This is a genomic window from Streptomyces sp. NPDC047085 (assembly GCF_040643735.1).
Classification (GTDB): Bacteria; Actinomycetota; Actinomycetes; order Streptomycetales; family Streptomycetaceae; genus Streptomyces.
Map to the genome: position 1 here is coordinate 104282 of NZ_JBEYUW010000015.1, position 26668 is coordinate 130949.

Genomic DNA, 26668 nt, shown 5'->3' on the forward strand with positions numbered 1-26668 from the left:
CGCCGGAGCAGCGGGCTTCCGTCAAGAACTGGTCAAGAGATCCACGCCACACCCCCTGGGGGCACGCCGGTCCCGCCACGTACCGTCGTGCGTATGAGCCCCACTCCCCCCGCACGCCGCCTGCGCCTCGGTCTGCCACGGCGGGTCTTCTCGCAGGTCCTGCTGATGCAGGTGGCGATCGCCGCGGGAGTCGCGGTGCTCGCGACCGGGCTCTTCCTCGCGCCGCTGAGCAAGCAGCTGGACCAGGAGGCGATGCGCCGCGCGCTGGCCATCGCACAGACCACCGCGCAGGACCCGCAGATCGCCGAGGGCGTCCTCACCACCCCGCCGACCAGGAACGGCCCGGTGCAGAAGGAGGCCGAGCGGATCCGGTACGCCACCCACGCCGAGTACATCGTGGTGCTGGACCGGAACTGGGTGCGCTGGTCGCACCCCACCCCGAGCGAGATCGGCCACCCTGTCTCCACCGACCCCAGCGACGCCCTGGCCGGCAAGAACGTCATGGAGATCGACAACGGCACCCTGGGACGCTCCGCGCGCGGGAAGGTGCCCTTGTACGACGCCGATCACCGGATCGTCGGCGCGGTGTCGGTCGGCATCGCCTACGACAGCGTGCGCGCCCGGCTGATCAGCGCCATCCCGGGGCTGTTCGCGTACGCCGGCGGCGCCCTCGCGGTGGGCGCGCTGGCCGCCTGGCTGATCTCCCGCAGGGTCCAGCGGCAGACCCGTGACCTGGCCTTCTCCGACATCTCCGCGCTGCTCGCGGAGCGCGAGGCGATGCTGCACGGCATCCGGGAGGGCGTGGTCGCCCTGGACCGGGGCGGCCGGATACGCCTGCTCAACGACGAGGCGCGACGACTGCTGGGCATCGGCGACGAGTCCGTCGGACTGTCCCCCGACGAGGCGCTCGGCGCCGGGCGTACCACGGACGTCCTGGCCGGGCGGGTGACCGGCACCGATCTGCTCACCGTGCGCGGGCAGCGCGTCCTGGTGGCCAACCGTATGCCCACCGACGACGGCGGCGCCGTGGCCACCCTGCGCGACCGCACCGAGCTGGAGCAGCTGGGCCGCGAACTCGACTCCACGCGCGGTCTGATCGACGCCCTGCGCGCGCAGGACCACGAACACGCGAACCGCATGCACACCCTGCTCGGCCTGCTGGAACTGGAGATGTACGACGACGCCGTGGAGTTCGTCGGCGAGGTCGTCGGCGACCACCGGGTCACCGCCGAGCAGGTCACGGAGAAGATCCAGGACCCGCTGCTCGCGGCGCTGCTGGTCGGCAAGGCCACCGTCGCGGCCGAGCGCGGAGTGGCCCTGTGGGTGTCGGAGCGCACCCTGCTCCCGGACCGGCTGATCGACCCCCGTGGGCTGGTCACGGTCGTGGGCAACCTGGTGGACAACGCGCTCGACGCGGTCGCGGGCACCCTGCACGCGCGCGTGGAGGTCGAGTTGCGCACCGAGGGACGTACGGTCGTCCTGCGCGTGCACGACACCGGGCCCGGCATCCCGGAGGACCAACGGGAGTTGGTCTTCACCGAGGGGTGGTCCACGAAGAAGCCGCCCGCGCACGGCAAGCGCGGCATAGGTCTCTCGCTGGTGCGCCGGCTCGCCGAACGGCAGGGCGGGAGCGCGACGGTGGGCGCGGCGGACGGCGGGGGCGCGGAGTTCACCGTCGTCCTGCCCGAGGCCCTGTCCGAGCCGGAACTGACGCCCGCGCTCACCGGATACGGGGAGTCCGGGGCGCTCCTGCCGAACGCCAGGTCGTCCGGGGAGGCCGGTGCCGTTCCCGTCGACGGTCCGGCCGGTGCCGAGGAGGAGGCGCGATGATCGAGGTCCTGGTCGTGGACGACGACGCCCGGGTCGCCCGGGTCAACGCCGCCTACGTCGAGAAGGTGCCCGGCTTCCATGTCGCCGGCGAGGCGCACAACGCGGCCGAGGCGCTGCACCGGCTGGAGACCCTGCCCCGGCTCGACCTGGTCCTGATGGACCACTACCTGCCCGACGACACGGGGCTCGCGGTCGTCCAGGAGATGCGCAGGCGGGGCCATCAGACCGACGTGATCATGGTGACGGCCGCACGGGACGTGTCGACCGTCCAGGCGGCCATGCGGCACGGCGCCCTGCAGTACCTGGTGAAGCCGTTCGGCTTCACGGGGCTGCGGGCCAAGCTGGAGGCGTACGCCACGCTGCGCCGCACCCTGGACGGCGGCGGCGAGGCCGAACAGGCCGAGGTGGACCGCATCTTCCGCGCCCTGTCCGCACCGTCGGAACCGGAGCTGCCCAAGGGGCACTCCCCCACCACCGCCGAACTGGTGCGCCAGTCCCTGATGAGCGCCGAGGGGCCGCTGTCCGCCCAGGAGATCGCCGAGCGGACCGGGGTGAGCCGGCAGACCGCCCAGCGCTATCTCAAACTCCTGGAGCGCACCGGACGGGCCCGGCTGACCCTGAAATACGGCGACGCGGGCCGCCCGGAACACCGTTACGTGTGGGCGACCCGCGCCTGACAGGACGTCAGCGGGAGTGTCGGTGACTGTGTCAGCGAGCGGTCACTTGGCGGCCTTCTCGACGAACTCGGTCGTGTACGTCTTGCCGAGGTCCACCTTGGCGTTCTTGATGTTGGGGTTGAACGCCTTGAGGACCTTCTCGACGGTCTCGGGGCCGTTGGCGGGCATCACGCCGTCCTTGGTGAACATCGGCAGCGTGCTCTTGATCGCGTCGGCGTAGAGCGTCTTGTCACCCTGGGAGTAGTCGGCGGGCATCTTGGCCGCGATCTCGTCGGCGCTGTGGGTGGACATCCACGTGAGCGTCTTGACGAATGCATTGACCAGCTTCTGGACGGTGTCCTTGTGTGCATTAACCCAGTCCGTCTGCATGTACAGACTTGACGACGGGTACGGCCCGCCCAGCGCCTCCTGCGACCCCTCGGGGGTTCGCATGTCGATGAGCACCTTGCCGGCCTTCTTCGACAGGATCGTCGCCACGGTCGGGTCGGTCGTCATGCCCGCGTCGATGGCGCCCTTCTGAAGAGCCGCGATGAACGTCGGGCCGGCTCCCACCGCGACCGGCGTGAACTCGTTGACCTGCACACCGTTCTTGACCGCCAGGTACTTGGTGAGGAAGTCCGTCGAGGCGCCGAGGCCGGTGACGCCGAGCTTCTTGCCCTTGAAGTCCTTGGGCGAGGTGACGTCGCCCGCCGCCTTGGTGGACACGATCTCGACCTCGCCGGGCGCGTGGGAGAACTGCACGACGGACTCCACGGCCTTGCCCTTCACCTGCAGGTCGAGGGTGTGGTCGTAGAAGCCGACCGCTCCCTGGACCTGGCCGGAGACGAGCGCGGTCTCGGCCTGGACGCCGGCGGGCTCGCTGAGCAGTTCCACGTCGAGGCCCTCGGCGTCGAAGTAGCCGAGCCGCTGGGTGAGCATCGCGGGCAGGTAGATGACCTTGTCCAGGCCACCGACCATGATCTTGACCTTCTCGCCCTTGCCGTCGCCCTTGCTGCCGGAGCCGCTGGAGGCGGTGCCGGCCGCGTCGTTGGCGCAGGCGGTGAGGGAGGTCAGAGCGAGCAGGCCGGCGGCGGCCAGCGACGCGTATCTGGCGGTCTTGCGCATGGTGGTTCACGTCCTTGTGAGAGGGCGGTGCGGGGATGGGAACGGAGTCTGTGGGGGGTGTCTGGCGGGGCTCGGTCAGCTGTCCGAGCCGGCCGGCTTCCACCGGAAGATGCGGGACTCGGCGAAGGTCAGCAGGCCCTCGGCGACGAGTGCGACGGCCGCGAGGATGACCATGGCGGCGTACACGCCGGCCGCGTTGAAGGTGCCCTGGGACTGGGCGACGAGCAGGCCGATGCCCTTGGTGGCGCCGATGTACTCGCCGACGATGGCGCCGATGAGCGCGAAGCCGAAGCTGACGTGGAGGCTGGTGAAGATCCACGAGGTGGCCGACGGGATGACGACCTGGAGCGTCACCCTTCGGTCGCTGGCGCCCAGGATGCGGGCGTTCGCGACCAGGTTGCGGTCGACCTCGCGGGCGCCCTGGAAGGCGTTGAAGAACACCGGGAAGAAGACGAGCACCACGGCCGAGGCGACCTTGGAGGCGGGGCCGAGCCCGAACCAGATCACGAAGATCGGGGCGAGGACGATCCTGGGGATCGAGTTGAGCACCTTGATGTATGGACCAAGGACATCGGCGAGGAAGGCGATCCGCCCGAGCGCGATACCGAACACGACGCCGGCGACCACACCGAGCCCCCAGCCGAGCAGCGCCTCGTGGAGCGTGTACCAGATCTGCTCGCCGAGGGAGCCCTGGGCGGTCCCGTGCATCACCCAGGTCCAGATCTGGTCCCAGATCTTCGAGGGCATCGAGAAGTTGAACGGGTCGATGACCCCGGCCCGGGACAGCCACTCCCACAGACCGAGCACGGCCACCAGGAGGAGCACCCGTGCGCCGGCCACGAGTGCCTTGCGTCTACGGGCGGCCTGGGCCCGCGACTGCGCGCGGTCCGGGGTCTTGGCCGTGTCGACGACCGGTGTGCTGAGGACGTCAGGCGACATGAGCGGCACCCCTCTCGCGGGTGATGCGGACCTCTTCGCCGAGGGACTCCCAGATCTCGCGGTAGATCTCGATGAACCGCGGCTCCAGGCGCACCGACTCGACCTTGCGCGGCCGGGGCAGGTCGATGTCGAAGACCTGCTTCACGGTCGCGGGCCCGGCGGTCATCACGACGACCTTGTCGGCCAGCGCGATCGACTCCTCCAGGTCGTGGGTGACGAAGACGACGGAGGCGCCGGTGCCCTCCCACAGCTCCAGCAGTTCGTCCGACATCAGGGCCCGGGTCTGCACGTCGAGCGCGGAGAACGGCTCGTCCATGAGCAGGATCTCGGGGTCGTTGACGAAGGTGGCGGCGAGGGCGACGCGCTTGCGCTGCCCGCCGGAGAGCTGGTGCGGGTAGCGGTCCTCGAACGCGGCGAGGCCCACGCGAGCCAGCCACTCACGAGCCCTCTCCCTGGCCTCCGCCTTCGGCACGCCCCGGAAGCGGGGACCCGCCATGACGTTGGACAGCACGGTCCGCCAGGGGAAGGTGGCGTCCTGCTGGAAGACGAAACCGACCTTGTCGCCGACGCCGTCGACCGGCGCCCCGGCCACCAGCACCTCGCCCTCGGTGGGCTCCTCCAGGCCGCTGACCAGGGTCAGCGTGGTGGACTTGCCGCAGCCGGTCGGCCCGACGACGGCCACGAACTCACCGCGCCGCACGGTGAGGTCCAGTCCGCGCACGGCCGTGTGCAGACCCCCCGACGGGGTCCGGAAGGTTTTGCTCGCGCCCCGTAGCTCGATGGCGGGGCTGGTGTCTGTGCTCATGGCCGGGACGGTAGGTGTGGCCCCGGCCACAGCAGCAGTCTTGTGAGCACAAGCCGTTCTTTTGCTCGCAAGAACCTGTTGTGCTCATTTTGCTCGCGCTACAACTGCGGAGCACGAAACACGGGCTTAACGCTCGCCGGCCTTGAAGGAGAGGCCTGATGATTGACGTCCTGGTCGTGGACGACGACTTCCGCGTCGCAGAGATAAACGCGAAGTACGTGGGAAAGGTTCCCGGCTTCCGGGTGACCGCCCGCGCGCACAGCGCCGCCCAGGCCCTGACCGCCGTCGAGCGCGGCGCCATCGACCTGGTACTGCTGGACCACTACCTGCCGGACCAGACCGGCCTCGAACTCGTCCACCGCATGCGGGAACAGGGCCACGGCACCGACGTCATCATGATCACGGCGGCCAGCGATGTGACGACCGTCCAGAAGGCGATGCGGCTCGGCGCCCTGCACTACCTGGTCAAACCCTTCACCTTCACCGCCCTCCGCAGCCGCCTGGACTCCTACGCCGCCCTGCGCCGCACCGTCGACCGGGTGGGCGGCCGGGGACTGACGGGCCAGGAACAGGTCGACCGGATCTTCGGCGCCCTGCGCACCGCCCCGGCGCCGTCCGCGCCCGGCCTGCCCAGCGGCCACTCGGAACCCACGACGGACCTCATCTGCGGAGTCCTGCACAGCGCGGACCAACCGCTGTCGGCCCACGAGGTCGCGACCAGGACGGGTCTGAGCCGCTCCACGGCCCAGCGCTACCTCCGCCACCTGGAACAGGCGGGCCGCCTGCGGCTCTCCCTCAAGTACGGCGACACCGGCCGCCCGGAGCACCGGTACGCCTGGCTGGCGCCGTAGCGGAACCGAAGCCGTGGACGGTTACGGCGATGTCGGCGCCGCTGGTCAGACGGCTCCGGCACCCGTCAGTGACCGCACCTCTGTCTCCGCGTACTTGGCCTCGTCGGCGACCTCGTCGGAGGTGATCGTGCCCAGCCAGCCGGCGACGAAGCCGAGCGGGATGGAGACGATGCCCGGGTTCTGCAAGGGGAAGTACTGGAAGTCGACGTCCGGGAAGAGCGCTCCCGGGCTGCCGGACACCACCGGCGACAGCAGCACCAGCCCCAGCGCGGGGATCAGCCCTCCGTATACGGCCCACACCGCGCCGCGCGTGGTGAAGCCGCGCCAGAACAGCGAGTACAGCAGCACCGGCAGGTTCGCCGACGCGGCCACGGCGAAGGCGAGGCCCACCAGGAAGGCGACGTTGAGGTCGCGGGCCAGCAGCCCGAGCGCGATCGCGACGACGCCGATCCCGACCGCGGCGATCCGCGCCACCGCCACCTCGCTGCGCGCCTTGGCCCGCGAGCGCCTGAGCGAGGCGTACAGGTCGTGGGCCACGGATGCCGAGGAGGCGAGCGTGATCCCGGCGACCACGGCGAGGATCGTGGCGAAGGCGACGGCGGCGACGACCGCGAACAAAACCGTTCCACCAGTGGACGACGCACCGCCGCCCAGGTCGAGCGCCAGCAGCGGAACGGCCGTGTTCCCGGCCGCGTTCGACCCGCGCACGGCCTCAGGGCCCACGATCGCGGCCGCCCCGAACCCCAGCACGATCGTCATCAGGTAGAAGCCACCGATCAGGCCGATCGACCACACCGCCGAGCGCCGGGCGGCCCGCGCGGTCGGCACGGTGTAGAAGCGGGACAGGATGTGCGGCAGGCCCGCCGTACCCAGCACCAGCGCGAGCCCCAGGCTGATGAAGTCCAGGCGGGCGGTCCAGTCCCCGCCGTACTTCAGCCCCGGCGCCAGGAACGCCTCCCCGTGCCCGCTGCGCTCGGCGGCCGTGACCAGCAACCGGTCGAAGTCGCCGTGGAACCGCACCAGGACGAGCACGGTCAGCACGATCGTCCCGCCGAGCAGCAGGACCGCCTTCACGATCTGGATCCAGGTGGTGGCCCGCATCCCTCCCAACGACACATAGATCACCATGAGTGCGCCGACCCCGATGACCGCCCACACCTGGGCCGCCCCACTCGTCCGCCCCAGCAGCAGCGCCACCAGGCTGCCCGCGCCCACCATTTGCGCCACCAGATACAGAACGGACACGGTGACCGAGGAGGTTCCCGCGGCGATCCGCACCGGCCGCTCGCTCATCCGCGCGGCCACCACGTCGGCCAGGGTGAACCGCCCGCAGTTGCGCACCAGTTCCGCCACCAGGAACAGCACGACCAGCCAGGCCACGAGGAACCCCACCACGTACAGCATCCCGTCGTAGCCGAACAGCGCGATGAGCCCCGTGACCCCGAGGAAGGAAGCCGCCGACATGTAGTCACCTGCGATGGCAAAACCATTCTCCATCGGGGAGAAGAGCCGCCCGCCGGCGTAGAACTCCTCCGCCGACCCGTGCCGCCTGCGGCTCACCCACGTGGTGATCCCCAGCGTGACGGCCACGAACCCGCTGAACAGCACCAGCGCCAGCGTCTGGTGATCACCGGTCACGAGGCACCTCCCTGAGCGCCACGGGTCAGTTCCTGGGTGTCCCAGCGCAGTTCCAGCGCGGCCCGGTCCCGGCGCAGCCGGGCGTGCCTGGCGTAGGCCCAGGTGAGCAGGAACGTGCTGAGGAACTGCCCGAGCCCCGCGAGCATCCCCACGTTCACCGCCCCCACCACGGGCCGGGCCATGAAGCCGGGCGCAGCCGTCGCGGCGACCACGTACCCCACGTACCAGACCAGGAAGGCGGCGACCCCCGGCACCACGAACCTCCGGTACCGGCTGCGCACCTCCTGGAATGCCTCGCTGCGCTGCACCTCGGCATACACGTCGCGGGCGCGAACAGCCGCTCCGTCCCGCTCCCCGCGGGCGGACGGTACGACGGGTGCCGGCCTGCCCGTGCCGTCCAACTCGCCCCAGCCCGAGGCCAGCGCGTCGTACCAAGGGTCCTCGTACCGCACGCCGCGGGAGGCCACGCCGTCTTCGTCCTGGTTCTCGGCCGAACTCTCGGGACCGTCCCCGGTCCCGTGGGGACGACCGTTGCTTGACTGCATGCCCAAGGATGGACAGATCGGGAAGATCCCTGACTCTTCTTCCCCCAGCTCTTCACCCCATCAGGTGATTCACTTCGTCGGCGGCCGCACCAGCCCCTTTCCGTACGCGTAACGCACCGCCTGCGCCCGGTCCTTGAGGCCCGTCTTGGCGAAGAGGTTGTTGATATGTGTCTTCACTGTCGCGGTGGAGACATGAAGTGCCCGGGCGATCTCCTGGTTGGTCAGACCCTCGGCGATCAGTACGAGCACCTCGGTCTCCCGCGCCGTCAGCCCGTCGGGCGCCTCCGGTGGCGCCGCCGGCTCGGCCTCGGGCTCCGACAGCCTCTCCAGCAACCGGCGTTGGACACTCGGCGACAGTCCCGCGTCCCCCGACAGGACGCTCTCCACCGCACGCACGATCTCGTCACCGCCCGCGTCCTTGGTGAGGTAGCCCCGCGCTCCCGCGCGCAGCGCTGGGAACAGCGACTCGTCGTCCGCGAACGTGGTCAGCACCACGACCTGGGTCCCCGGATACTCCGCCCGGATCCGCCGCGTGGCCTCCACGCCGTCGCAGCGGGGCATCCGGAGATCCATCAGCACCACATCCGGCGCGAGGTCCCCGACCAGCCGCACCGCATCCTCACCGTCCCCCGCCGAACCCACGACCTCCACTCCGGGCAGCAGCCCGAGCAGCATCACGATGCCCTCCCGGACCACGGTCTGGTCGTCGGCGACCACCACCCGCGCGGGCTTCCTCGCTCCCTCCGTCTCCGTCATACGGGCACCTTCAGCGTCACCACGAACCCCTCCTCGTCCGGACCCGCGTCCAGCGAGCCGCCCAGCAGCTCGGCGCGCTCCCGCATACCCAGCAGACCGTACCCGCCGCCGGATCCCGAGAACTCTCCCGGCCGACCTCCCCAGTCCCGGACGTTCAACGTCACTTCCCGCTCGGTGTAGTCGAGCCGCACCCGTACCTTGGAGCCGTGGGCGTGCTTGCGGACGTTCGTCATCGCCTCCTGCGCCACCCGCCGCACGGCCTGGGACGCCTCGGCCGAGAGAAGCCTGCGCTCACCCGTGACGGTGACCTCGGCGCCGTCGGTCGCACTGACGAGTTCCGTCAGGAAGTCCTCCAGCGGGCTGAGGTCGCCGCGCAGAGCCGACAGGGCCTGCCGCGTCTCGGCGAGGCCGTCGCGGGCCATCCCCCGAGCGGCCACCACCCGCTCCAGGATCTGCTCCCGGTCGGCGTCGCGCTCGATCAGCAACCGAGCCGCCTCCAGGTGCACCAGCTGCGCCGAGAGGCTGTGCGCCAGCACGTCGTGGATCTCCCGCGCGATCCTCGCCCGCTCGGCCAGCGCCGCCGACTCCGCCTCGGCGGCCCGCGCGGCCCGCTCCTGGGCGAGCAGCCGCTGCGCTTGGCCCCGGGCCTCCGCGTCCAGCCGCAGGACGTAGCCGGCCAGGGCCATTCCCGCCGCGGTGGCAGCCGTGGTCAGCCACACGTCCTTGTTGAACGCCGAGTACGAAGCCAGCGCCAACGAGGTCACGGGCAGGGCGGCCGCAAGGGGCAGCCGCTCCAAAGCAGCGACTCCACAGCCGCACCAGATCACCAGTGCGGGTTCCCTGAAGCCCGTGGCCTGAGCGAGGAGCGCCAAGCCCAACAGCACGCTCAGGAGCGCCAGGGACGGGATCAGGCGGTGCTCGTAGGTGGTGCGGAAGAAAGCCCAGGAGACGACGCCCGCCAGCGCCACTCCGGCGGCTCCGGCGAGTGCGCCCGCGATGCCGACGTGCTTCTGGTGGAAGGCCCCCCACAGGAGCAATCCGAGCACGAGCAGCCGGACAGCCCAGGCGATCAGGCGTCGGGGCCTGCTGGTTCCCGCACGGCCCAGCGCCTCGCGCGACGGCCAGTGGGTCCAGGCGTTCTCCGTCACACAAGCTCCTTCCGGGCCGACCGAACCTCGTCACCGTACGTCGGTGCCGAACCGCTCGCGGAGCCCAGGGACTGGGCCCGCCAGGTCACGATCCCCGCTCGGACCAGCAGGGTGACGGCGAGGCCGAGCATGAGGGCGGAAGTGTCCTGGTGTATGCCGAGCCCTCGGCCGAGGGCGAAGACGCCGACCCTCAGGGCTATGCCAACGCCCCATACGACGATGCTCGCCTTTGTGCTCTTGCTCCAGACGACACCGTCCGGCGCCGCCCACACCCGGCTGGTCCAGGCCCAGCCGGCGCCGGTGGCCAGGCCTATGAGCAGCTCCACGGCGAGCAGAGCGGCGGATCCGGTGCGGTGGTGGACGTCGAGCACGCCGCCCCCGTGCACCGCCATGACCGCGAGGATCACGGGCAGCAGCCACCAGCGCCGGTCGGTGTCGATCGCGCGGGCGCGGAACTGCCGCACGATCACAATGGCCACGACGGCCACGATCACCAACGCGTTGACGAGCCCGGACATCGCAGCCTCCGTGAGCGAGAAGGTGGTGTCGGGAGCGAGCGCTGCCGACGCCTTCGAAGTTACGGAAATTCGCAGGTCGGGAGATCGGAGCCGGGGTGGATCACGGGTGGAACCCCACGAGCCGCCGACCTCCACCCACGGGTGGAGACATCTGCGGCGAGGAGGCCGTAGCGACGGCTCGACGGATCGAGGGTGCGACTTGCCCGCTCGGCCTGGGTTCGGTCGGGGCACGGGGCGGGAGGCGCCGGCACGGGGAGGGCCGTAGAGAAACAACAGTCCGCGGAGACAGAGCGAGAGGCGGCAGGCGGCAGGCGGCAGGCGGCAGGCGGCAGGCGGCAGGCGGCAGGCGGCAGGCGGGGCATCGGATCTGACCGCGGGAAGTCGGCGACAGATCAAACGGCAGCCCGGCTCATCGGCCGGTGCGGCGGCGAACCACCGCTCCGGCGCCTGGGCCCCGGCCCGCCACCACGGCGAGCCGCCACCGCACCGGCCGAAGCTCCGGCCACCGCCACCACACCAGTCGAAGCCCCGGCCACCGCCACCACACGGGCCGACCGCAGCCGCACCAGGCGACCGACGCACCAGCCGACCGCGGCGCCGACAAGCACCACGGTCGGCCGAAGCCCAGCGCAGCGGTTACGCGTCGATGCGCGAGCGGTCCAAGGTCGCCGCCGAGCTGGAGATGAACTCCTTGCGCGGGGCCACATCGTTGCCCATCAGCAGGTCGAAGACCTGTTCGGCGGCCTCGAGGTCGGAGAGATTGATCCGGCGCAGGGTGCGATGACGCGGGTCCATCGTGGTCTCGGCCAGCTGGTCGGCGTCCATCTCGCCCAGACCCTTGTAGCGCTGGATGGAGTCCTTGAACCGGATGCCCTTGCTCTTGAACTCCATCAGCTTGTCGCGCAGCTCGCGGTCCGAGTACGTGTAGACGTACTTGTCCTGGCCCTTCTTCGGCTGGATCAGCTCGATGCGGTGCAGCGGCGGCACCGCGGCGAAGACCCGGCCCGCCTCGACCATGGGCCGCATGTAGCGCTGGAAGAGGGTCAGCAGCAGGCAGCGGATGTGGGAGCCGTCCACATCGGCGTCGGTCATCATGATGATCTTGCCGTAGCGGGCCGCGTCGATGTCGAAGGTGCGGCCGGAGCCCGCTCCTATGACCTGGATGATCGCGCCGCACTCGGCGTTCTTGAGCATGTCGGTCACGGACGACCGCTGCACGTTGAGGATCTTGCCCCGGATCGGCAGCAGCGCCTGGAACTCGGAGTTCCGTGCGAGCTTCGCCGTACCGAGTGCGGAGTCGCCCTCGACGATGAACAGCTCGCTGCGGTCGACGTCGTCGCTGCGGCAGTCGGCGAGCTTGGCCGGCAGGGACGAGGACTCCAGGGCGGTCTTCCGCCGCTGGGCGTCCTTGTGCTGGCGAGCGGCCACGCGCGTGCGTGCGGCGGCGACCACCTTCTCCATGACGACCCGGGCCTGGGCGGCCGCGTCCCGCTTGGTGGAGGTCAGGAACGCCTTCAGCTCCGAGGTGACCACGTTGTTCACGATGCGGCGGGCCGCCGAGGTGCCGAGGACCTCCTTGGTCTGGCCCTCGAACTGCGGCTCGGCCAGGCGCACGGTGACGACGGCGGTGAGGCCCTCCAGGGCGTCGTCCTTGACGATGTTGTCCTCGGCCACGCGCAGCATCTTCTTGGCGCGCAGCACGTCGTTCATCGTCTGGGTGATGGCCTGCTCGAAGCCGGCGACGTGGGTGCCGCCCTTGGGAGTGGCGATGATGTTCACGAACGACCGCAGGGTCGTGTCGTAACCGGTCCCCCAGCGCAGCGCGATGTCCACGCCGAGTTCGCGGGTGACGTCGGTGGGCGTCATCTGGCCGTGCTCGTCCAGGACCGGGACGGTCTCCTTGAAGGTGCCCTTGCCCGAGAAGCGGAGGATGTCGCACACCGGCTTGTCGTTTGCCAGGTACTCGCAGAACTCGCTGATGCCGCCGTCGAAGCGGAAGGACTCCTCGCCCTTGCTGCCGCCCTCGCCGAGGCCGAACTCGTCGCGGACGACGATGGTCAGGCCGGGCACCAGGAACGCGGTCTGGCGAGCGCGCTGGTGCAGGGTCTCCAGGGTGAGCTTGGCGTCCTTGAGGAAGATCTGCCGGTCGGCCCAGTACCGCACGCGCGTGCCGGTGCGGGTCTTGGGGATCCTCTTGGCCTTGGCGAGGCCGTTCTTGGCCTCGAACTTGGCGTCCGGACCGTTGCCCGCGAAGGCACCCGGGACGCCGCGCCGGAAGCTGATGGCGTGGGTGTGACCGCTGCGGTCCACCTCGACGTCTAGGCGCGCGGAGAGCGCGTTGACCACGGAGGCGCCGACGCCGTGCAGACCGCCGGAGGCCGCGTAGGAGCCGCCGCCGAACTTGCCGCCGGCGTGCAGCTTGGTCATGACGACCTCGACGCCGGACAGGCCGGTCTTGGGCTCCACGTCCACGGGGATGCCGCGGCCGTTGTCCCGGACCTCGACGGAGCCGTCGTCGTGGAGGATCACGTCGATGTGGTCGCAGTAGCCGCCGAGGGCCTCGTCCACGGAGTTGTCGATGATCTCCCACAGGCAGTGCATCAGACCGCGGCTGTCGGTCGAGCCGATGTACATGCCCGGGCGCTTGCGCACGGCCTCGAGACCCTCGAGTACGAGCAGGTGCCGCGCGGTGTAGTTGGAACCGTCCCGGTCTGCTCCTGCCAGCAGCGCTGTGGACGGCACGGACGTGTCGGCGGTCACGCGGTTCGCTCCTCGCTGAATTTCAGGTGGGCCCCGTTTGGGTGCGGGGCGGCTTCGGTCGCCGCTCAGAGGGTACCGAGGCCTGGTAGAGCCGGTGTAACGCCACCCTCATCGGGAAACTCAGACTAGTCCACACTCGCATGAGTGTTCGATCCCTCGATGGAGTGAAGCACACATCACGTTCCATTGGAGGCATGAACCATTTAGGCTCCGGGCACGTCCTCATGAACAACCGGCAACCCGGCCGGGAGGACCGAGACCGAGCGCGAAACCGTAAAGCACACAAGACACGCACTACGGCACATTCGCCGCCAACCGGCAGCAGACAGCCGCCCCGGAAAGATTCTTTCGAGAAAAAGCCCCGAGCGGGAACGTTTTCGGACTGGTTGGATGTTGACCCTGGTACGACAGCTCGTCGAGCTAGAGAAGAGGCGACGTGACTACTGTTCTGACCCCCGCGAGCCCACTGACGGCCGCCGATCGCTGCGACCGCTGCGGCGCCCAGGCATACCTGCGCGTCGTGCTGCTCAGCGGCGGAGAACTGCTCTTCTGCGCCCACCACGGTCGCAAGTTCGAGCCGGAACTCAAGAAGATCGCCGCTGAGATACAGGACGAGACGGAGCGGCTGACGGCCGCCCCCGGCACCGCTTCCGAAGAAGAGCGCTGAATCTCGCAACCACGACGAGCCAGCCCCGGCACAGGCCGGTGAACGGGCGGCCGCTCCTCCACAGGAGCGGCCGCCCGCGCTCATACCCCGAGAGCGCCCTCAGGAGGGCGCCTTGGCCCCTTGTGGGTCTCCGGCCCCCGTTCCCAGCAGGCGTACGACGTCGGACACGCGCGTGTAGACACCGGGGTTCCCCGGCCGCCCGCAGCCGCTCCCCCAGGACACCAGCCCGATCAGCCGTCCCCCGGCCACCAGCGGGCCACCGCTGTCTCCCTGGCAGGCGTCCGGGCCCCCTGCGGCCTCTCCGCCGCAGAGCATGGAGTCGGCCCGGTAGGCGCCGTCCGGGCCACCCGGATAGGCCTTGGCACAGAGATCGTCGGCGAGCACGTGCACGCGCGCCCCATGGAGGCTGTGTGCATAGGAGCCGACTCCGCTCGTGTCGCCCCATCCGGAGACCAACGCCTCCGTACCCGGCGTGTACGCCGGGTCTCCGGCGGCCGCCATGGTCACGACCGCGCTCTGCGGCAGGGGCTGGGCAAGCGTGAGTACGGCGAAGTCGCCGGCGTTGGTGACGGCGTCGTAGCCGGGATTGACCCGGGCGTCCTGGACGGCGACCTCCTCGCCGTCGCCCGACAGCAGGTCGGTGCGGCCCGCGATGACCTTGAGGTCGCGCACCTGGTTCGGTGGCGCCCCCAGGACGTCGTCCGCCAGGCAGTGGGCCGCGGTGAGCACGGTGGTCGGCGCGACCGCCACGCCGCCGCAGAACTGCCCCGCCCGCGTACCCCCGAACAGGTCACGGCTGGACAGCGCCACCGTCCACGGGGCCTGGGAGACGTCTATCGGAAATCCCCCGACCACAACGCTGCCGGCAACCGACGGGGCAGCTCCGACCAGGGGTATGGCGCTCATGGCGGCCGCCAGGACCAGCGGCCGGATCAGTGTCCGGACAACGGAACGGCGCATGCTGACTCCTCACTCAGGGTGGTACTGGAACACCCAGAGTCATCCACCGCGCCGAAGCCCGCAGCACGAAGGCCCGGCTCCCGCGGTGGGGAACCGGGCCTTCGCCGTCGTACGCGTACGACCTGGGCGTGAGTGACGACCTAGTCGAGGTAGTCGCGCAGCACCTGCGAACGCGAGGGGTGGCGCAGCTTCGACATGGTCTTGGACTCGATCTGGCGGATGCGCTCACGCGTCACGCCGTACACCTTGCCGATCTCGTCGAGGGTCTTCGGCTGACCGTCGGTGAGACCGAAGCGCATCGAGACGACGCCGGCCTCGCGCTCGGACAGGGTGTCCAGGACGGAGTGCAGCTGCTCCTGCAGGAGCGTGAAGCTGACGGCGTCGGCGGGGACGACGGCCTCGGAGTCCTCGATGAGGTCACCGAACTCACTGTCGCCGTCCTCACCCAGCGGGGTGTGCAGCGAGATGGGCTCGCGGCCGTACTTCTGGACCTCGATGACCTTCTCCGGGGTCATGTCGAGTTCCTTGGCCAGCTCCTCCGGGGTGGGCTCGCGGCCCAGGTCCTGGAGCATCTGGCGCTGCACGCGCGCGAGCTTGTTGATGACCTCGACCATGTGCACCGGGATACGGATGGTGCGGGCCTGGTCGGCCATGGCGCGGGTGATCGCCTGACGGATCCACCAGGTGGCGTACGTGGAGAACTTGTAGCCCTTGGTGTAGTCGAACTTCTCCACCGCGCGGATCAGACCGAGGTTGCCCTCCTGGATGAGGTCCAGGAAGAGCATGCCGCGGCCGGTGTAGCGCTTGGCCAGGGAGACCACCAGACGGAGGTTGGCCTCCAGGAGGTGGTTCTTGGCGCGCCGGCCGTCCTCGGCGATGATCTCGAGCTCGCGCTTGAGCTTCGGGGCGAGCTTGTCGGAGTTCGCCAGCTTGTCCTCGGCGAACAGGCCCGCCTCGATGCGCTTGGCCAGCTCGACCTCCTGCTCGGCGTTGAGCAGGGGGACCTTACCGATCTGCTTGAGGTAGTCCTTGACCGGGTCGGCGGTGGCACCGGCCGCGGCGACCTGCTGGGCAGGCGCGTCGTCCTCGTCCTCGTCGGAGAGCACGAAGCCCGCGCTCTCGGCGCCCTCGGGCTCGTCGGCGACCTTGGTGTCCTCGAGGACCTCTTCCTCGAGAAGCTCGGCGTCGTCCTTCTTGGCCGTGGTCTTCTTCGCGGCCGTCTTCTTGGCGACGGTCTTCTTCGCGGCCGCCTTCTTGGCGGTCGTCTTCTTGGCTGCGGCCTTCTTGGCGGGTGCGGCTTCCTCGGCGGGATCGTCGGCGACCGGAGCGGTGGGCGCGGCCGGGGCTGCAGCTGTGCTGGCGGTGGCCTTCCTGGTGGTCACCGTCTTCGCCGCGACCGTCTTGGTGGCGGTGCGCTTCGCCGGGCTCTTCGCTGCGACGCTCTTTCGGGTGCGCTTGGGCTCTGCGGCACTGACCATCAGCGTCACACCCTCTTCCTCAAGAATCTGGTTGAGGCTGCGCAGTACGTTCTTCCACTGAGTGGCCGGAATCTGGTCAGCTTCGAAGGCCCGACGCACATCGTCGCCGGCGATCTGCCCCTCAGCCTTTCCCCGCTCAATGAGCGCCATGACAGAGACGGACTCGGCGATCTCCGGCGGGAGCGTACGGGATGTGCTGGCCGACACGAACAACCTCTCGGAACGTTGGAAAGCGGCTTCCGGCCCCATCCACAGTGGACAGGAGCCGACCACCGGCCTGGGGATGGGCCGACGGCGCGGGCGTGGGCCGGGAAGAATCACAGCGCCTGTGATGGCGTCCGTATTCCCTCCGCGGCTGTCACCTATTAGGTCATCGCGTTGCTTCCGCGAGCGTTACGCCCAATCTGCGTGGCCCGAGTCACACCCCGTAAGCGGTCAAAAACGGTCAGATATGAGCGAAATGGTTCTCCTCCATCCGACCGAGACCATCCCGCAGGAACCACCCCGCGGGCCCGGGCGGCCCGTCGCACCGCCGGGCCCCACCGGAATTCGCGGAATCCGGCGGGGTCCGGCGACGGCCGGGACCCGGGCCCGGCGCGGCATCAGAACCACGAGAACGCAGAACCACGAGAACGCGGCACACCGATGACCGCACCGCCTTCGGCGCGGTTCAGTGCTCGCGCGGGGCCGGCACCACGCGCTCCACCTCGGGGTGGACGGTGAGCAGCTGGCGCATGGCGGCCTCGGCCGCCGACCCGTCGCCGGTGCCCAGCGCGTCCACGATCCGCGCGTGCTGCGCGAGCGAGGCCTCGTTCGGCCGGTCACATCCGGTGACCGGCCCGCCGGAGACCTGGAGCGCGGCCGAGACGATCCCGGAGAGGTGCTCCAGCATGCGGTTGCCCGCGATCTGGATGAGCAGCGTGTGGAACTCGGTGTCGGCGCGCGAGAAGGTCAGCGCGTCGCCCTGCGCTAGGGCATGGCTCATGATCTCGACCATGTCCGAGAGGCGCTGCTGCACCTCCTCACGGCCGTGCCCGGCGGCGAGGCGGGCGGCGAGCGGCTCGATCGTCCAGCGCAGTTCGCTGAGCTCGCGGCGCTGGTCGTCGCGCTGCGGGCCGAAGGCCCGCCATTCGATGATGTCCGGATCCAGGAGGTTCCAGTCGCTGACGGGGCGCACGCGCGTGCCGACGTTCGGACGGGCGCTGACGAGGCCCTTGGCCTCCAGGACGCGGAGCGACTCTCGGACGACGGTGCGGGAGACCTCGAAGCGCTGGCCGATCTCCTCGGGCACCAGCGGGCGGTCCGCGCCCAGGTCGCCGGAGACGATCATCTGCCCCAGCTGCTGGACGAGTTGGCCGTGCAGCCCGCGGCCGCGGCTGCCTGCGGCGCGCCGGCTCACGCGGCCCAGCTCGGGGTCCGCTCCCTCCCAGGAGGGTGCTCCGACGCGGTCGGTCGCCGGGGCCTCGGCGTAGGGGTAGCGGTCGAGTTCGCCCGGGCCGACCAGACCTGAGTCGGTGGAGCGGGCGGCGGTCATCATGGTGTGCGCAAGGGTACTCACGGATCCTTTGTCGGCCTCGCCTCCAACTCCCTTGAGGGCTTTGGTGAAAAGCACACGAAAGGGTGATCGCTCACCCCGTCGCAATTGACGCCTTATCGGAAAGAAATGGGCTTTCTCCGGGGAGTTGTGCGCACAGCAGGACGGGAACCATACGGAACTCCGTCACCGGGCCCTGACGCGCAGCGTCGTGAACACATACGCGCAGAGCAGCGCGGTGAGCGACAACGTCAGCGCGCCACCCACAGGTTGGGCGATCACCCGGGCCGCGGCGAGCAGATAGCGCTCACCCCCGAAGGGCCACTGCAGCAGGAAGACCTCCCGCATCCGCACCGGAAGACCGGCGGCGGCCCGCACGGCCGGGCCGCCGAGCACCTTGTGCACGAGCGGTACGACGACGACCGGTACCGCGAGGACCGCGGCGAGGCCCGCCGTGGTGGAGCGGAAGACACCGGCCGCGAGCACACCGGCCCAGGCGCAGCCGATCACCAGCCCGAACCAACTCGCGCTCAGCGAAAGCCAGTCCGCGGGAACTTGTGTCAGCTCCCGACCGTAGACGAGATAGAGCGCTTCGGCGTCACAGCCCAGACCGAGGAAGGCCAGCAGCACGGCGGTGGCTCCGGAGACGAGGAGTTTCGCGGTGAGCAGCCCCAGCCGACGGGGCACGGTGCCGCGGTCCGCCGCCAGCGCGGGGTGGCGGAACTCGTCTCCGAAGGCCAGCGCGCCGAGCAGCCCGGCCGCGAGTGCCACGGGCGGCAACGGCAGCTCCCGCGGCCACGCGGCGAACAGCCGCGCCTGCGGAGTATGGCCGAGCCGGGCCAGGACTACGGCGGTGAGGGCGGACACCACCAGCACGGCGCCGCAGGTGAGGAAACCGGTACCGGTACCGGTGGCACGCCGCAGTTCGTAGCGCAGGGGGCGGAGGGGGCTCGAGGCGGGACGGACGGAGATGGGAGGCGGAAGGACGGACAGCGCGTCCAGCTCACGGTCTTCAGCGGAGCGCGGAGGGCGGCCGGCCTCGCTTCGGCGGGCGCCGGGGGTCCTGGCACCGGGGAGCGAGGTGCTGGTTGCGGGAGCGTCGCCGACGGGAACGGTCGCGGCAACGGGATGCGGGGTGTCGGCCTGCGCCTCGGGGGCGGCAGAGGTCGCCGGGAGGCCCGTCTCCCGCGTGCCTTCGGCGGAGCGGAGGCGCTCGGCGCTCGCGAGGGCGGCGACGGGCAGGGGGCGGGCGCCTTCGTCCGTCGCGCCTACGGCACCTGAGGCGGCGGCGTCGACGGCTGTGCCATCGGATCCTGAGCCGGCTGCACTGGCCGTACTGGCCTTACTGACCGAGGCCTTCTCGGCTCTGGAGGTGTCGGCGGCTGTCGACGCGTCTTCGGGCGAGGTACTGACGGTCGAGGCACTGATGGTGCTGTCGTTACTCTCGGTGCGATTGGGCATCGAGTCGTGCCAGCGGGGGTGCCCGACCGACGGCCACCTACCGCCGCCGTCCTGCTTCTGCTCCACCAAGGAGATGCTGGGTACGGCCCGCTTCTTGTCCTGCGCCGAGATGCCGGCCCCGGCCTGGGGGCGCCCGGCACTCTGCTCCCCTCGCACGCCATCGGCGCCCGAACCGAAGCCGGCGCTGGAGCCGGCCAGCGCCACTCTATCCGGGGAGGATTCCGGAGCGACCTGCTCCAGTGCGCCCGGCACCGCATCGCTGTCCGAATCCGCCTCAGCCTCCGGCCCTGTCCCGCCGCCTGGCCCCATGTCTCCGACCTCGTCGGCGAGTTGGTGGACGAGGATGCCGTGCCGGAAGGCCATCTCGCCGATGGCGGCGGTCGTACTGCCGTACACCGAGAGGCGGTTGCCGCCCTCGCGCACGACCTCGACAGAGCGGTGCGCGGTGCGGGCCTCTTTGGTGAGCAGGGCGGCCAGGCGCGCGGCGTAGGGGCTGCGGACGGCCACTCGCGGGCGCAGCCGCGTGCGGGCGAACTCCTTGGCCTCCTGATCGGCGACGAGCCTCCCGCCGTCGAGGGTCACGACGCGGTCGGCCGTGCGCGCGGCTTCCTTGGGGTCGGCCGTCGTGACGAGCACCGTGCCGCCCTGGGTGGCGTGTGCCCGCAGCATGCTGTGCAGCCAGCGCGCCTCACGGGCGGAGAGACCGTCGGTGGGCTCGTCCAGGACGAGCGTGTGGGGGTCGGGCAGCAGGGCGCAGGCGAGGCCGAGCCTGCGGTCCATGCCGCGCGACAGGGTGCCGAGCCGTTCCTCGCGGAGGCTGACGAGCCCGACCACTTCGAGGACCTCGTCGGCGCGTCGGGCCGGGACTCCGGCTGCCGCGCAGAGCATGCGCAGATGGCCGCGCACGGAGCGGGCCGGATGCCCGGGTACATCGCCGAGGAGCACGCCGACTTCCCGGGACGGGTGGGCGATCCGGTGCAGGGGGTGCCCCCTGAAGTAGGTGATGCCGCGCCCCTGCTGGAGTTCGAGCATCAGCCTGAGCACCGTGGTCTTGCCCGCGCCCGTCGCGCCGAGAAGCGCGGTGACGCGGCCGGCGCGCGCTTCGAAGGAGACGTCGTCGACGGCGGGCGGGTGCGCCTTGCGGGGGTTGCTGGTCAGTCCGAAGGCCTGGATCACCCAAAGCAAGATAGCGCGAGATGTCCGTTTTTTCGGGTATCGCCAGATCTGCTCTCAGGTGGCGTGACGGGCGATGCAACCCGGGTGAGCCGTTCGAGGGATCAGGGGGTTGGGAGCGGGGCGAGCCACGCCGCTCCCAACGCCGTACAGGCAGTCGAGCGCCGGCGCGTCACACCTCGGGCCGGAGCATCGGGGGGTTGAGCAGGGTGGCGCCGCCGGCCCTGAAGAGCTGGGCCGGCCTCCCGCCCTGCCGGGTGGTCGTGCCGCCCGTCGGGACGAGGAACCCGGGCGTTCCGGTGACCTTGCGGTGGAAGTTGCGCGGGTCGAGGGCCACGCCCCAGACCGCCTCGTAGACGCGGCGCAGCTCCCCGACGGTGAACTCGGGCGGGCAGAAGGCGGTGGCCAGCGACGAGTACTCGATCTTGGAGCGGGCCCGTTCCACCCCGTCGGCGAGGATCTGGGCATGATCGAAGGCGAGCGGCGCCACGGGCTCGCCGTCACGGCCGTATCCGCCTTGCTGGAGGAGCTCCTCGACCGGTGCCCAACGCGCGTTGCTCGCGTCGCCGCCTGCCCGGGGTGCGGGCAGGTCGGGGGCGAGGGCGAGGTGCGCCACGCTGACCACACGCATCCGCGGGTCGCGCTTCGGGTCCCCGTAGGTGGCGAGCTGTTCCAGATGGGCGCCGTTGTCCTGAGCCGGGGCTGCTGGATCATGGGCGCACAGCCCGGTCTCCTCGGCCAGCTCACGCGCCGCCGCCTGGGACAGGTCCTCGTCGGCCCGTACAAAGCCGCCGGGCAGCGCCCAGCGCCCCTGGAACGGCGGCTCGCCCCTGCGTACCGCCAGCGCGCACAGGGCATGGCGGCGCACGGTCAGCACGACCAGGTCCACGGTGACGGCAAAGGGCGGGAACGCTGACGGGTCGTAGGGCATGCCGCGATCATAGTCGTCTTCCTGACGATAAACACTCCCTTCGTCGGTCGCATCGAGGGTGGATCCGCTTCGTTGCGGTATGGGGCGCAGCATCGCCTCCTGCTGGTCCTGTCGTTCGCGTCGTACGAGGTCACGCTCCCAATCGCAGGGCGTCTGCCACCTCCTCGACCATGGCGAGTCCCAGTCGGCCGACCCGCACCGCGAAGGGAGCTCCGGCGACCCGCAACCCGGTGAGGCCGATCTCGCCGGGGGCTCCGCACGGGTCGCAGCGTGACGGTGCGGGCGGGCGCGTCGGGACGGACGTCGGCGAGAGCGGCGAGGACCAGTAGCGCGGGGCGGCGGCCGTGGCCGCAGGGCGACAGGCGCGGGGTGCGGCGCGGAAGCCCTCCCGGCGGAACGCTGCTCCCCCGCGAACATGTCGGGCAACCGGTGACCGAAGTGCGCCGCGGCTTCGAGCAGCCCTCGCATGAAGTCGCCCGCCTTCTCGTAGCCGGCCGCTGCCAGTCCCGAGACGGCGAGCGCGGTCTCCTGGACCCGCACCGCTCCGGTCCTGTGACCGAACGGGTGGTATCCCGCCTCCTTGGCGCCGAGGCCGCGCAGCCCCCAGCCCGTGTCCATCGCGGGGCCACCGAGCAACCGGGCGAGGTGCTCGGTCTGCGCCAAGCGGGCCCGGGGAGGCCGGCGGAAGGTCGAGCACGCCGTAGGAACCACGCTGGGCTCGGCACAGCAGCAGGACAGGTGGTACAGCCCGACCACACGAGCGACGCCGGCGGGCCGGCCGGGTCGGCTCCGAGCGGGCAGGGCCCCGGCGACCTGCAGGATTTGAGCAGTCCGCGCTGCTGAGAGCGGACCGCTCCTGACTTCGGTCACCACTCCCCTGACCGGCTCTCACCCATCCCCCTCGGTCTCACGGCGCCCCCTGCCCGCCTGGGTTCCACTGCCGGTGCCGTCGCCGGTACGCGTGCGCGTGGCGCTCGGCCTCGTGCGGCCCGGATGCGAGGGTGCGGTGGCGGATTGCTGGGGGCGGGAGCCGGTCGGGCGCCGCCGTCCGCCCTCTGCTCGTGCCGGGCCGGTACCGGTGGCGCCGGCCTCCGTGGACCGCGTTCGCCGCCGGCGGCGAGACGTGACCCCCGAGGTCTGCTCGGCACCGCCGTCGCCTCGGCCCTCTGCTCCGGGCGCTTCGGTGAGAGTGCCCGAAGACCGGTCCGGAGCCGTCTCCGACGTGGCATCGGTGTCGCCCATGACGCCCTCGCGTGCCCGTCCGGCCCGTTCCGCGCGCAGGCAGCGGCGGATCGCCTCGGGGTCGAGCCCCTCGTTGCAGGCCTGGTGCAGCAGGCGGGCGAAGAGATAGTCGGGATCCGCGCCCAGGGCCATCGCCAGGGCCTCGCGGGCCTCCAACTCGTCGCCGGTCGACCAGGCGACCCAGCCTGCCAGGGTCAGCGGGGCCGCGGCGTGCTCGCCGTACGGCCCGACGCATCGACGGGCGAGTGCGCGCCAGAGTCGCAGGGCCGGGCCGGCCTCGTCGCCCTCCATCCAGGCGGCGGCCTGGTCGCGGGTCGTACGGTCCTGGAGCCCGAGGATCAGGGTCGCCGCTTCGTCGTGCGCGAGCAGGGCGTCGTCACGCAGGTCCGCCGGGTGGGCGCCGGAGACCGGTGGTGCCGCCGCGAAACGGCGGATGATCACCTCGGCGAGGTCGAGGGTCTCCTGCGCCACAGCCGCGCGGTGCGCGTCGTCCAGGATGCGGGGCACCAGGGACATGCCGGCCGCGTCCAGGGCGATCTCCTGCTCCAAAGCTGCGGAGGTCTCCCAGGGCAGCATCCTGGCGCGCAACTCCCTCAGCGTGCCGCGTACCTGGATCCCGGCGTAGGTGGCCGCCGCGGCCAGCACCGAGGTGCCGGGCAGGCCCATCGGCGTGCCCTCCTCCGGGCAGCATCCCACGATCGGGCAGACGTACGACCAGAAGCGGCCGTCCGAAATGCACAGTGCCTCGACCACGGGCACGTCGAGGTTGCCGCAGGCGGTCCGCAGACTGTGCACGAGCGGGCCGAGCCGGACCTTGACGTCGCGGCCCGATTCGCCGGGACGTGGCTCCTGGCAGACGTAGGCGACCATCTGCTCGGGCCGGGCGCCCCGTCGCTCGCCGCCGGTCACCAGCCCCTTGGCCAGCTGCCGTGCGGCCGCCTCCCAGTCCTCCTCGCTCGCCGGGATGCCGAGCCGGGCACGGCCGCCGAAGCGTCCTCCGCCGTCCCGGTCGTGGAGAGCGACCAGGACGATGCTGTCCTCGGGGCGGTAGCCGAGCAGGTAGGGCAGGGCGTCGGCCAGCTCGGCCGGGGTGCGCAGAGTGACCTGACTGTCGTGCGCGGACGGTCCGTCGAGCGGTGTTCCTCCCGTGATGTCGCCGTTTTCGAAGGGTCCTGTGGTTTCGCCGTGATTCGTCATGCGCCGACGATCTCGCGGATCTTGAGATTCCGCTTGGGCCTGTGGATAACTCGAATCAGGGACACGACAAGATCGGTCGGGCCGGCACCGGCCGCGCCGGATTGTCAGTCCCGTCCTGTTGGATGGGACGCATGGAGCACACGAGCAACGCGGACCTCCGGGCACAGGCCGACGCCGTCCTCGCCCGGCTCGTCGGGGACGCCACGGGCGCGGCACGGCTGCGCGAGGACCAGTGGCGGGCGATCGAGGCGCTGGTCGCCGACCGGCGCCGGGCCCTGGTCGTGCAGCGCACGGGATGGGGCAAGTCCGCGGTGTATTTCGTGGCAACCGCACTGCTGCGGGCCAGAGGCGGCGGGCCCACGGTGATCGTGTCGCCATTGCTCGCGCTCATGCGCAACCAGGTGGAGGCCGCGGCCCGGGCGGGCATCCACGCCCGCACCATCAACTCCTCCAACACGGAGGAGTGGGAGGAGGTCCAGGCCGAGATCGCGGCGGGCGAGGTCGACGTGCTGCTCGTCAGCCCGGAGCGGCTGAACAATCCCGACTTCCGTGACCAGGTGCTGCCCAAGCTGTCCGCGGCGACCGGACTGCTGGTCGTGGACGAGGCGCACTGCATCTCGGACTGGGGTCACGACTTCCGCCCCGACTACCGGCGGCTGCGCACCATGCTCGCCGACCTCCCGCCCGGCGTCCCCGTGCTGGCCACCACCGCGACGGCCAACGCACGCGTGACCGCCGACGTCGCCGACCAGCTCGGCACCGGCGGCACTTCGGACGCTCTGGTGCTGCGCGGGCCGCTGGACCGGGAGAGCCTGAGCCTCGGCGTGCTGCGGCTGCCGGACGCCGCGCACCGGATGGCCTGGCTCGCCGACCACCTCGACGACCTGCCGGGATCCGGCATCATCTACACGCTCACCGTGGCAGCCGCCGAGGAGGTGGCCGCCTTCCTGCGGCAGCGCGGTCACACCGTCGCCTCGTACACGGGCAAGACGGAGAACGCGGACCGGCAGCAGGCCGAGGACGATCTGCTCGCCAACCGGGTCAAGGCCCTGGTCGCCACGTCCGCGCTCGGCATGGGCTTCGACAAGCCGGACCTCGGGTTCGTCGTGCACCTCGGCTCGCCGTCCTCCCCGATCGCCTATTACCAGCAGGTCGGCCGCGCCGGCCGCGGAGTGGAGCACGCCGAGGTGCTCCTGCTGCCCGGCAAGGAGGACGAGGCGATCTGGTCGTACTTCGCGTCGCTGGCCTTCCCGTCCGAAGACCTCGTGCGCCGGACCCTGGACGTGCTGGCCCGGTCGGAGAGGCCGCTGTCGCTGCCGGCGCTGGAGCCACTGGTGGAGCTGCGCCGCTCCCGGCTGGAGACGATGCTGAAGGTCCTCGACGTGGACGGAGCCGTGAAGCGCGTCAAGGGCGGCTGGATCGCGACCGGGCAGCCGTGGTCGTACGACGGCGACCGGTACGCGTGGGTGGCCCGGCAGCGTGAGGCCGAGCAGCAGGCCATGCGCGCGTACGCGTCCACCACGGACTGCCGGATGGAGTTCCTCCAGCGGCAGCTGGACGACGAGGGCGCCAAAGCCTGTGGCCGCTGCGACAACTGTGCGGGGCCGCGCTTCACCGCCGACACGTCCACGACGGCGGTGGACGCCGCGCGCGTCGACCTGGGCCGCGCCGGGGTCGAGGTGGAACCCCGTCGCATGTGGCCAACCGGCCTTGCAACGATCGGCGTCGACCTCAAGGGCCGTATTCCGGCCGGGGAACAGGCCTCACCGGGGCGGGCCTTGGGGCGGCTCTCGGACATCGGCTGGGGAAACCGGCTCCGCCCCCTCCTCACGCCTCAGGCTGCGGACGCGCCGGTGGCGGACGACGTGGCGCGAGCCGTGGTGGACGTGCTGGCCGACTGGGCGAAGAGCCCGGGAGGCTGGGCTCCGGGCGTGGCGGACGCCCAGCCCCGGCCGGTGGGTGTGGTCACCCTCCCCTCACGCACCAGGCCGCGGCTGATCCACTCGCTGGGCACCCGCATCGCCGAGATCGGCCGACTGCCTCTGCTCGGCTCCGTCGAGTACGCCGACGACGCGCCGAGGTTGCCGCGCAGCAACAGCGCCCAGCGGCTGAAGGCACTCGACGGCGCGTTGGCAGTGCCGGCCGCCCTCGCCTCCGCGCTGGCCGAGGCTCCTGGCCCGGTGCTGCTGGTGGACGACTTCACGGAGACCGGCTGGACTCTCGCGGTCGCGGCACGCCTGCTCAGGAAGGCGGGGGCACGCGGGGTGTTGCCCCTGGTGCTGGCCGTCCAGGGCTGACGTGCTTCGCGTCGACGCGCGTCGGCCCTGGTTGCCGCGTCCCGGCGCGCCGTCATCGAACGCTCCAGGGGTCATGAGGGGTCCCTGTGGGTAGGGATATAAGCCACGCACCTCCAGATAACAGTCGGTGGCCCCAATTGCTCGTTGCCGCATTCCA

At 71.0% G+C, this 26668-nt stretch carries 20 protein-coding genes and 1 pseudogene; 5 read left to right on the forward strand and 16 right to left on the reverse strand.

Annotated features, from left to right (window positions below; all coding sequences use genetic code 11):
* The first annotated feature begins 93 nt into the window (after window positions 1-93).
* A complete protein-coding gene (locus ABZ865_RS36110) occupies window positions 94-1830 on the forward strand; it encodes a sensor histidine kinase (protein WP_361239898.1) in 1737 nt (578 codons plus the stop codon).
* The gene (locus ABZ865_RS36115) at window positions 1827-2507 is read left to right on the forward strand and encodes a response regulator (protein WP_361239900.1); all 681 of its coding nucleotides are present in this window, start codon (window positions 1827-1829) and stop codon (window positions 2505-2507) included. The genes ABZ865_RS36110 and ABZ865_RS36115 overlap by 4 nt, the downstream gene beginning before the upstream one ends.
* A 42-nt stretch (window positions 2508-2549) precedes the next feature.
* Here ABZ865_RS36115 and ABZ865_RS36120 read toward each other — a convergent pair whose 3' ends face one another.
* The 3 genes from ABZ865_RS36120 to ABZ865_RS36130 form a co-directional block, all read right to left on the reverse strand.
* Complete coding sequence (locus ABZ865_RS36120) at window positions 2550-3611, reverse strand: ABC transporter substrate-binding protein (protein WP_361239902.1); 1062 nt, start codon at window positions 3609-3611, stop codon at window positions 2550-2552.
* A gap of 75 nt (window positions 3612-3686) precedes the next feature.
* Window positions 3687-4550 (reverse strand): ABC transporter permease, encoded by an 864-nt coding sequence (locus ABZ865_RS36125; RefSeq protein ID WP_361239904.1) that lies wholly within the window; start codon window positions 4548-4550, stop codon window positions 3687-3689.
* On the reverse strand, window positions 4540-5355 hold the full coding sequence (locus ABZ865_RS36130; protein WP_361239906.1) for an ABC transporter ATP-binding protein: 816 nt from the start codon (window positions 5353-5355) through the stop codon (window positions 4540-4542). The genes ABZ865_RS36125 and ABZ865_RS36130 overlap by 11 nt, the downstream gene beginning before the upstream one ends.
* Before the next feature lie 158 nt (window positions 5356-5513).
* Between ABZ865_RS36130 and ABZ865_RS36135 the strand changes: the two genes are divergently transcribed.
* Entirely contained in the window at window positions 5514-6206 is a 693-nt protein-coding gene (locus ABZ865_RS36135) for a response regulator (protein WP_361239908.1), read from the forward strand.
* A 45-nt stretch (window positions 6207-6251) separates the two neighbouring features.
* Here ABZ865_RS36135 and ABZ865_RS36140 read toward each other — a convergent pair whose 3' ends face one another.
* The 6 genes from ABZ865_RS36140 to ABZ865_RS36165 form a co-directional block, all read right to left on the reverse strand.
* Window positions 6252-7844, reverse strand: coding sequence for a cation acetate symporter (locus ABZ865_RS36140; protein WP_361239910.1), 1593 nt, complete (start codon window positions 7842-7844; stop codon window positions 6252-6254).
* Window positions 7841-8389, reverse strand: a complete 549-nt coding sequence (locus ABZ865_RS36145) for a DUF485 domain-containing protein (RefSeq protein WP_361239912.1) — start codon at window positions 8387-8389, stop codon at window positions 7841-7843. The genes ABZ865_RS36140 and ABZ865_RS36145 overlap by 4 nt, the downstream gene beginning before the upstream one ends.
* Before the next feature lie 69 nt (window positions 8390-8458).
* Window positions 8459-9145 carry a response regulator transcription factor gene (locus ABZ865_RS36150; RefSeq protein WP_361239913.1) on the reverse strand — a complete coding sequence of 229 codons (687 nt, stop codon included), beginning with the start codon at window positions 9143-9145 and terminating at the stop codon, window positions 8459-8461.
* Window positions 9142-10293, reverse strand: a complete 1152-nt coding sequence (locus ABZ865_RS36155) for a histidine kinase (RefSeq protein WP_361239915.1) — start codon at window positions 10291-10293, stop codon at window positions 9142-9144. The genes ABZ865_RS36150 and ABZ865_RS36155 overlap by 4 nt, the downstream gene beginning before the upstream one ends.
* A complete protein-coding gene (locus ABZ865_RS36160; protein WP_361239917.1) occupies window positions 10290-10811 on the reverse strand; it encodes a DUF1453 domain-containing protein in 522 nt (173 codons plus the stop codon). The genes ABZ865_RS36155 and ABZ865_RS36160 overlap by 4 nt, the downstream gene beginning before the upstream one ends.
* Window positions 10812-11447: 636 nt before the next feature.
* Window positions 11448-13571, reverse strand: a complete 2124-nt coding sequence (locus tag ABZ865_RS36165) for a DNA topoisomerase IV subunit B (protein ID WP_361239919.1) — start codon at window positions 13569-13571, stop codon at window positions 11448-11450.
* A gap of 436 nt (window positions 13572-14007) precedes the next feature.
* Between ABZ865_RS36165 and ABZ865_RS36170 the strand changes: the two genes are divergently transcribed.
* The gene (locus ABZ865_RS36170) at window positions 14008-14238 is read left to right on the forward strand and encodes a hypothetical protein (protein WP_319145717.1); all 231 of its coding nucleotides are present in this window, start codon (window positions 14008-14010) and stop codon (window positions 14236-14238) included.
* Window positions 14239-14337: 99 nt separating this feature from the next.
* Here the strand turns inward: ABZ865_RS36170 and ABZ865_RS36175 are convergent, their stop codons facing one another.
* The 7 genes and pseudogenes from ABZ865_RS36175 to ABZ865_RS36205 form a co-directional block, all read right to left on the reverse strand.
* Window positions 14338-15198, reverse strand: coding sequence for a serine protease (locus ABZ865_RS36175; protein ID WP_361239921.1), 861 nt, complete (start codon window positions 15196-15198; stop codon window positions 14338-14340).
* 140 nt (window positions 15199-15338) lie between these two features.
* On the reverse strand, window positions 15339-16883 hold the full coding sequence (locus ABZ865_RS36180; protein WP_361239923.1) for an RNA polymerase sigma factor: 1545 nt from the start codon (window positions 16881-16883) through the stop codon (window positions 15339-15341).
* 463 nt (window positions 16884-17346) lie between these two features.
* Window positions 17347-18234 (reverse strand): FadR/GntR family transcriptional regulator, encoded by an 888-nt coding sequence (locus ABZ865_RS36185; RefSeq protein ID WP_361239925.1) that lies wholly within the window; start codon window positions 18232-18234, stop codon window positions 17347-17349.
* A gap of 162 nt (window positions 18235-18396) precedes the next feature.
* Window positions 18397-20856, reverse strand: a complete 2460-nt coding sequence (locus tag ABZ865_RS36190; protein WP_361239927.1) for an ATP-binding cassette domain-containing protein — start codon at window positions 20854-20856, stop codon at window positions 18397-18399.
* Between the two features lie 160 nt (window positions 20857-21016).
* The gene (locus ABZ865_RS36195; protein ID WP_361239929.1) at window positions 21017-21775 is read right to left on the reverse strand and encodes an NUDIX hydrolase; all 759 of its coding nucleotides are present in this window, start codon (window positions 21773-21775) and stop codon (window positions 21017-21019) included.
* Window positions 21776-21905: 130 nt separating this feature from the next.
* Window positions 21906-22432, reverse strand: a pseudogene (locus tag ABZ865_RS36200) (glycogen debranching protein); the annotation flags it as partial.
* Between the two features lie 231 nt (window positions 22433-22663).
* On the reverse strand, window positions 22664-24214 hold the full coding sequence (locus ABZ865_RS36205) for a DUF4192 family protein (RefSeq protein ID WP_361239931.1): 1551 nt from the start codon (window positions 24212-24214) through the stop codon (window positions 22664-22666).
* 131 nt (window positions 24215-24345) lie between these two features.
* Between ABZ865_RS36205 and ABZ865_RS36210 the strand changes: the two genes are divergently transcribed.
* On the forward strand, window positions 24346-26511 hold the full coding sequence (locus tag ABZ865_RS36210; protein WP_361239933.1) for a RecQ family ATP-dependent DNA helicase: 2166 nt from the start codon (window positions 24346-24348) through the stop codon (window positions 26509-26511).
* Window positions 26512-26668: the final 157 nt, after the last annotated feature.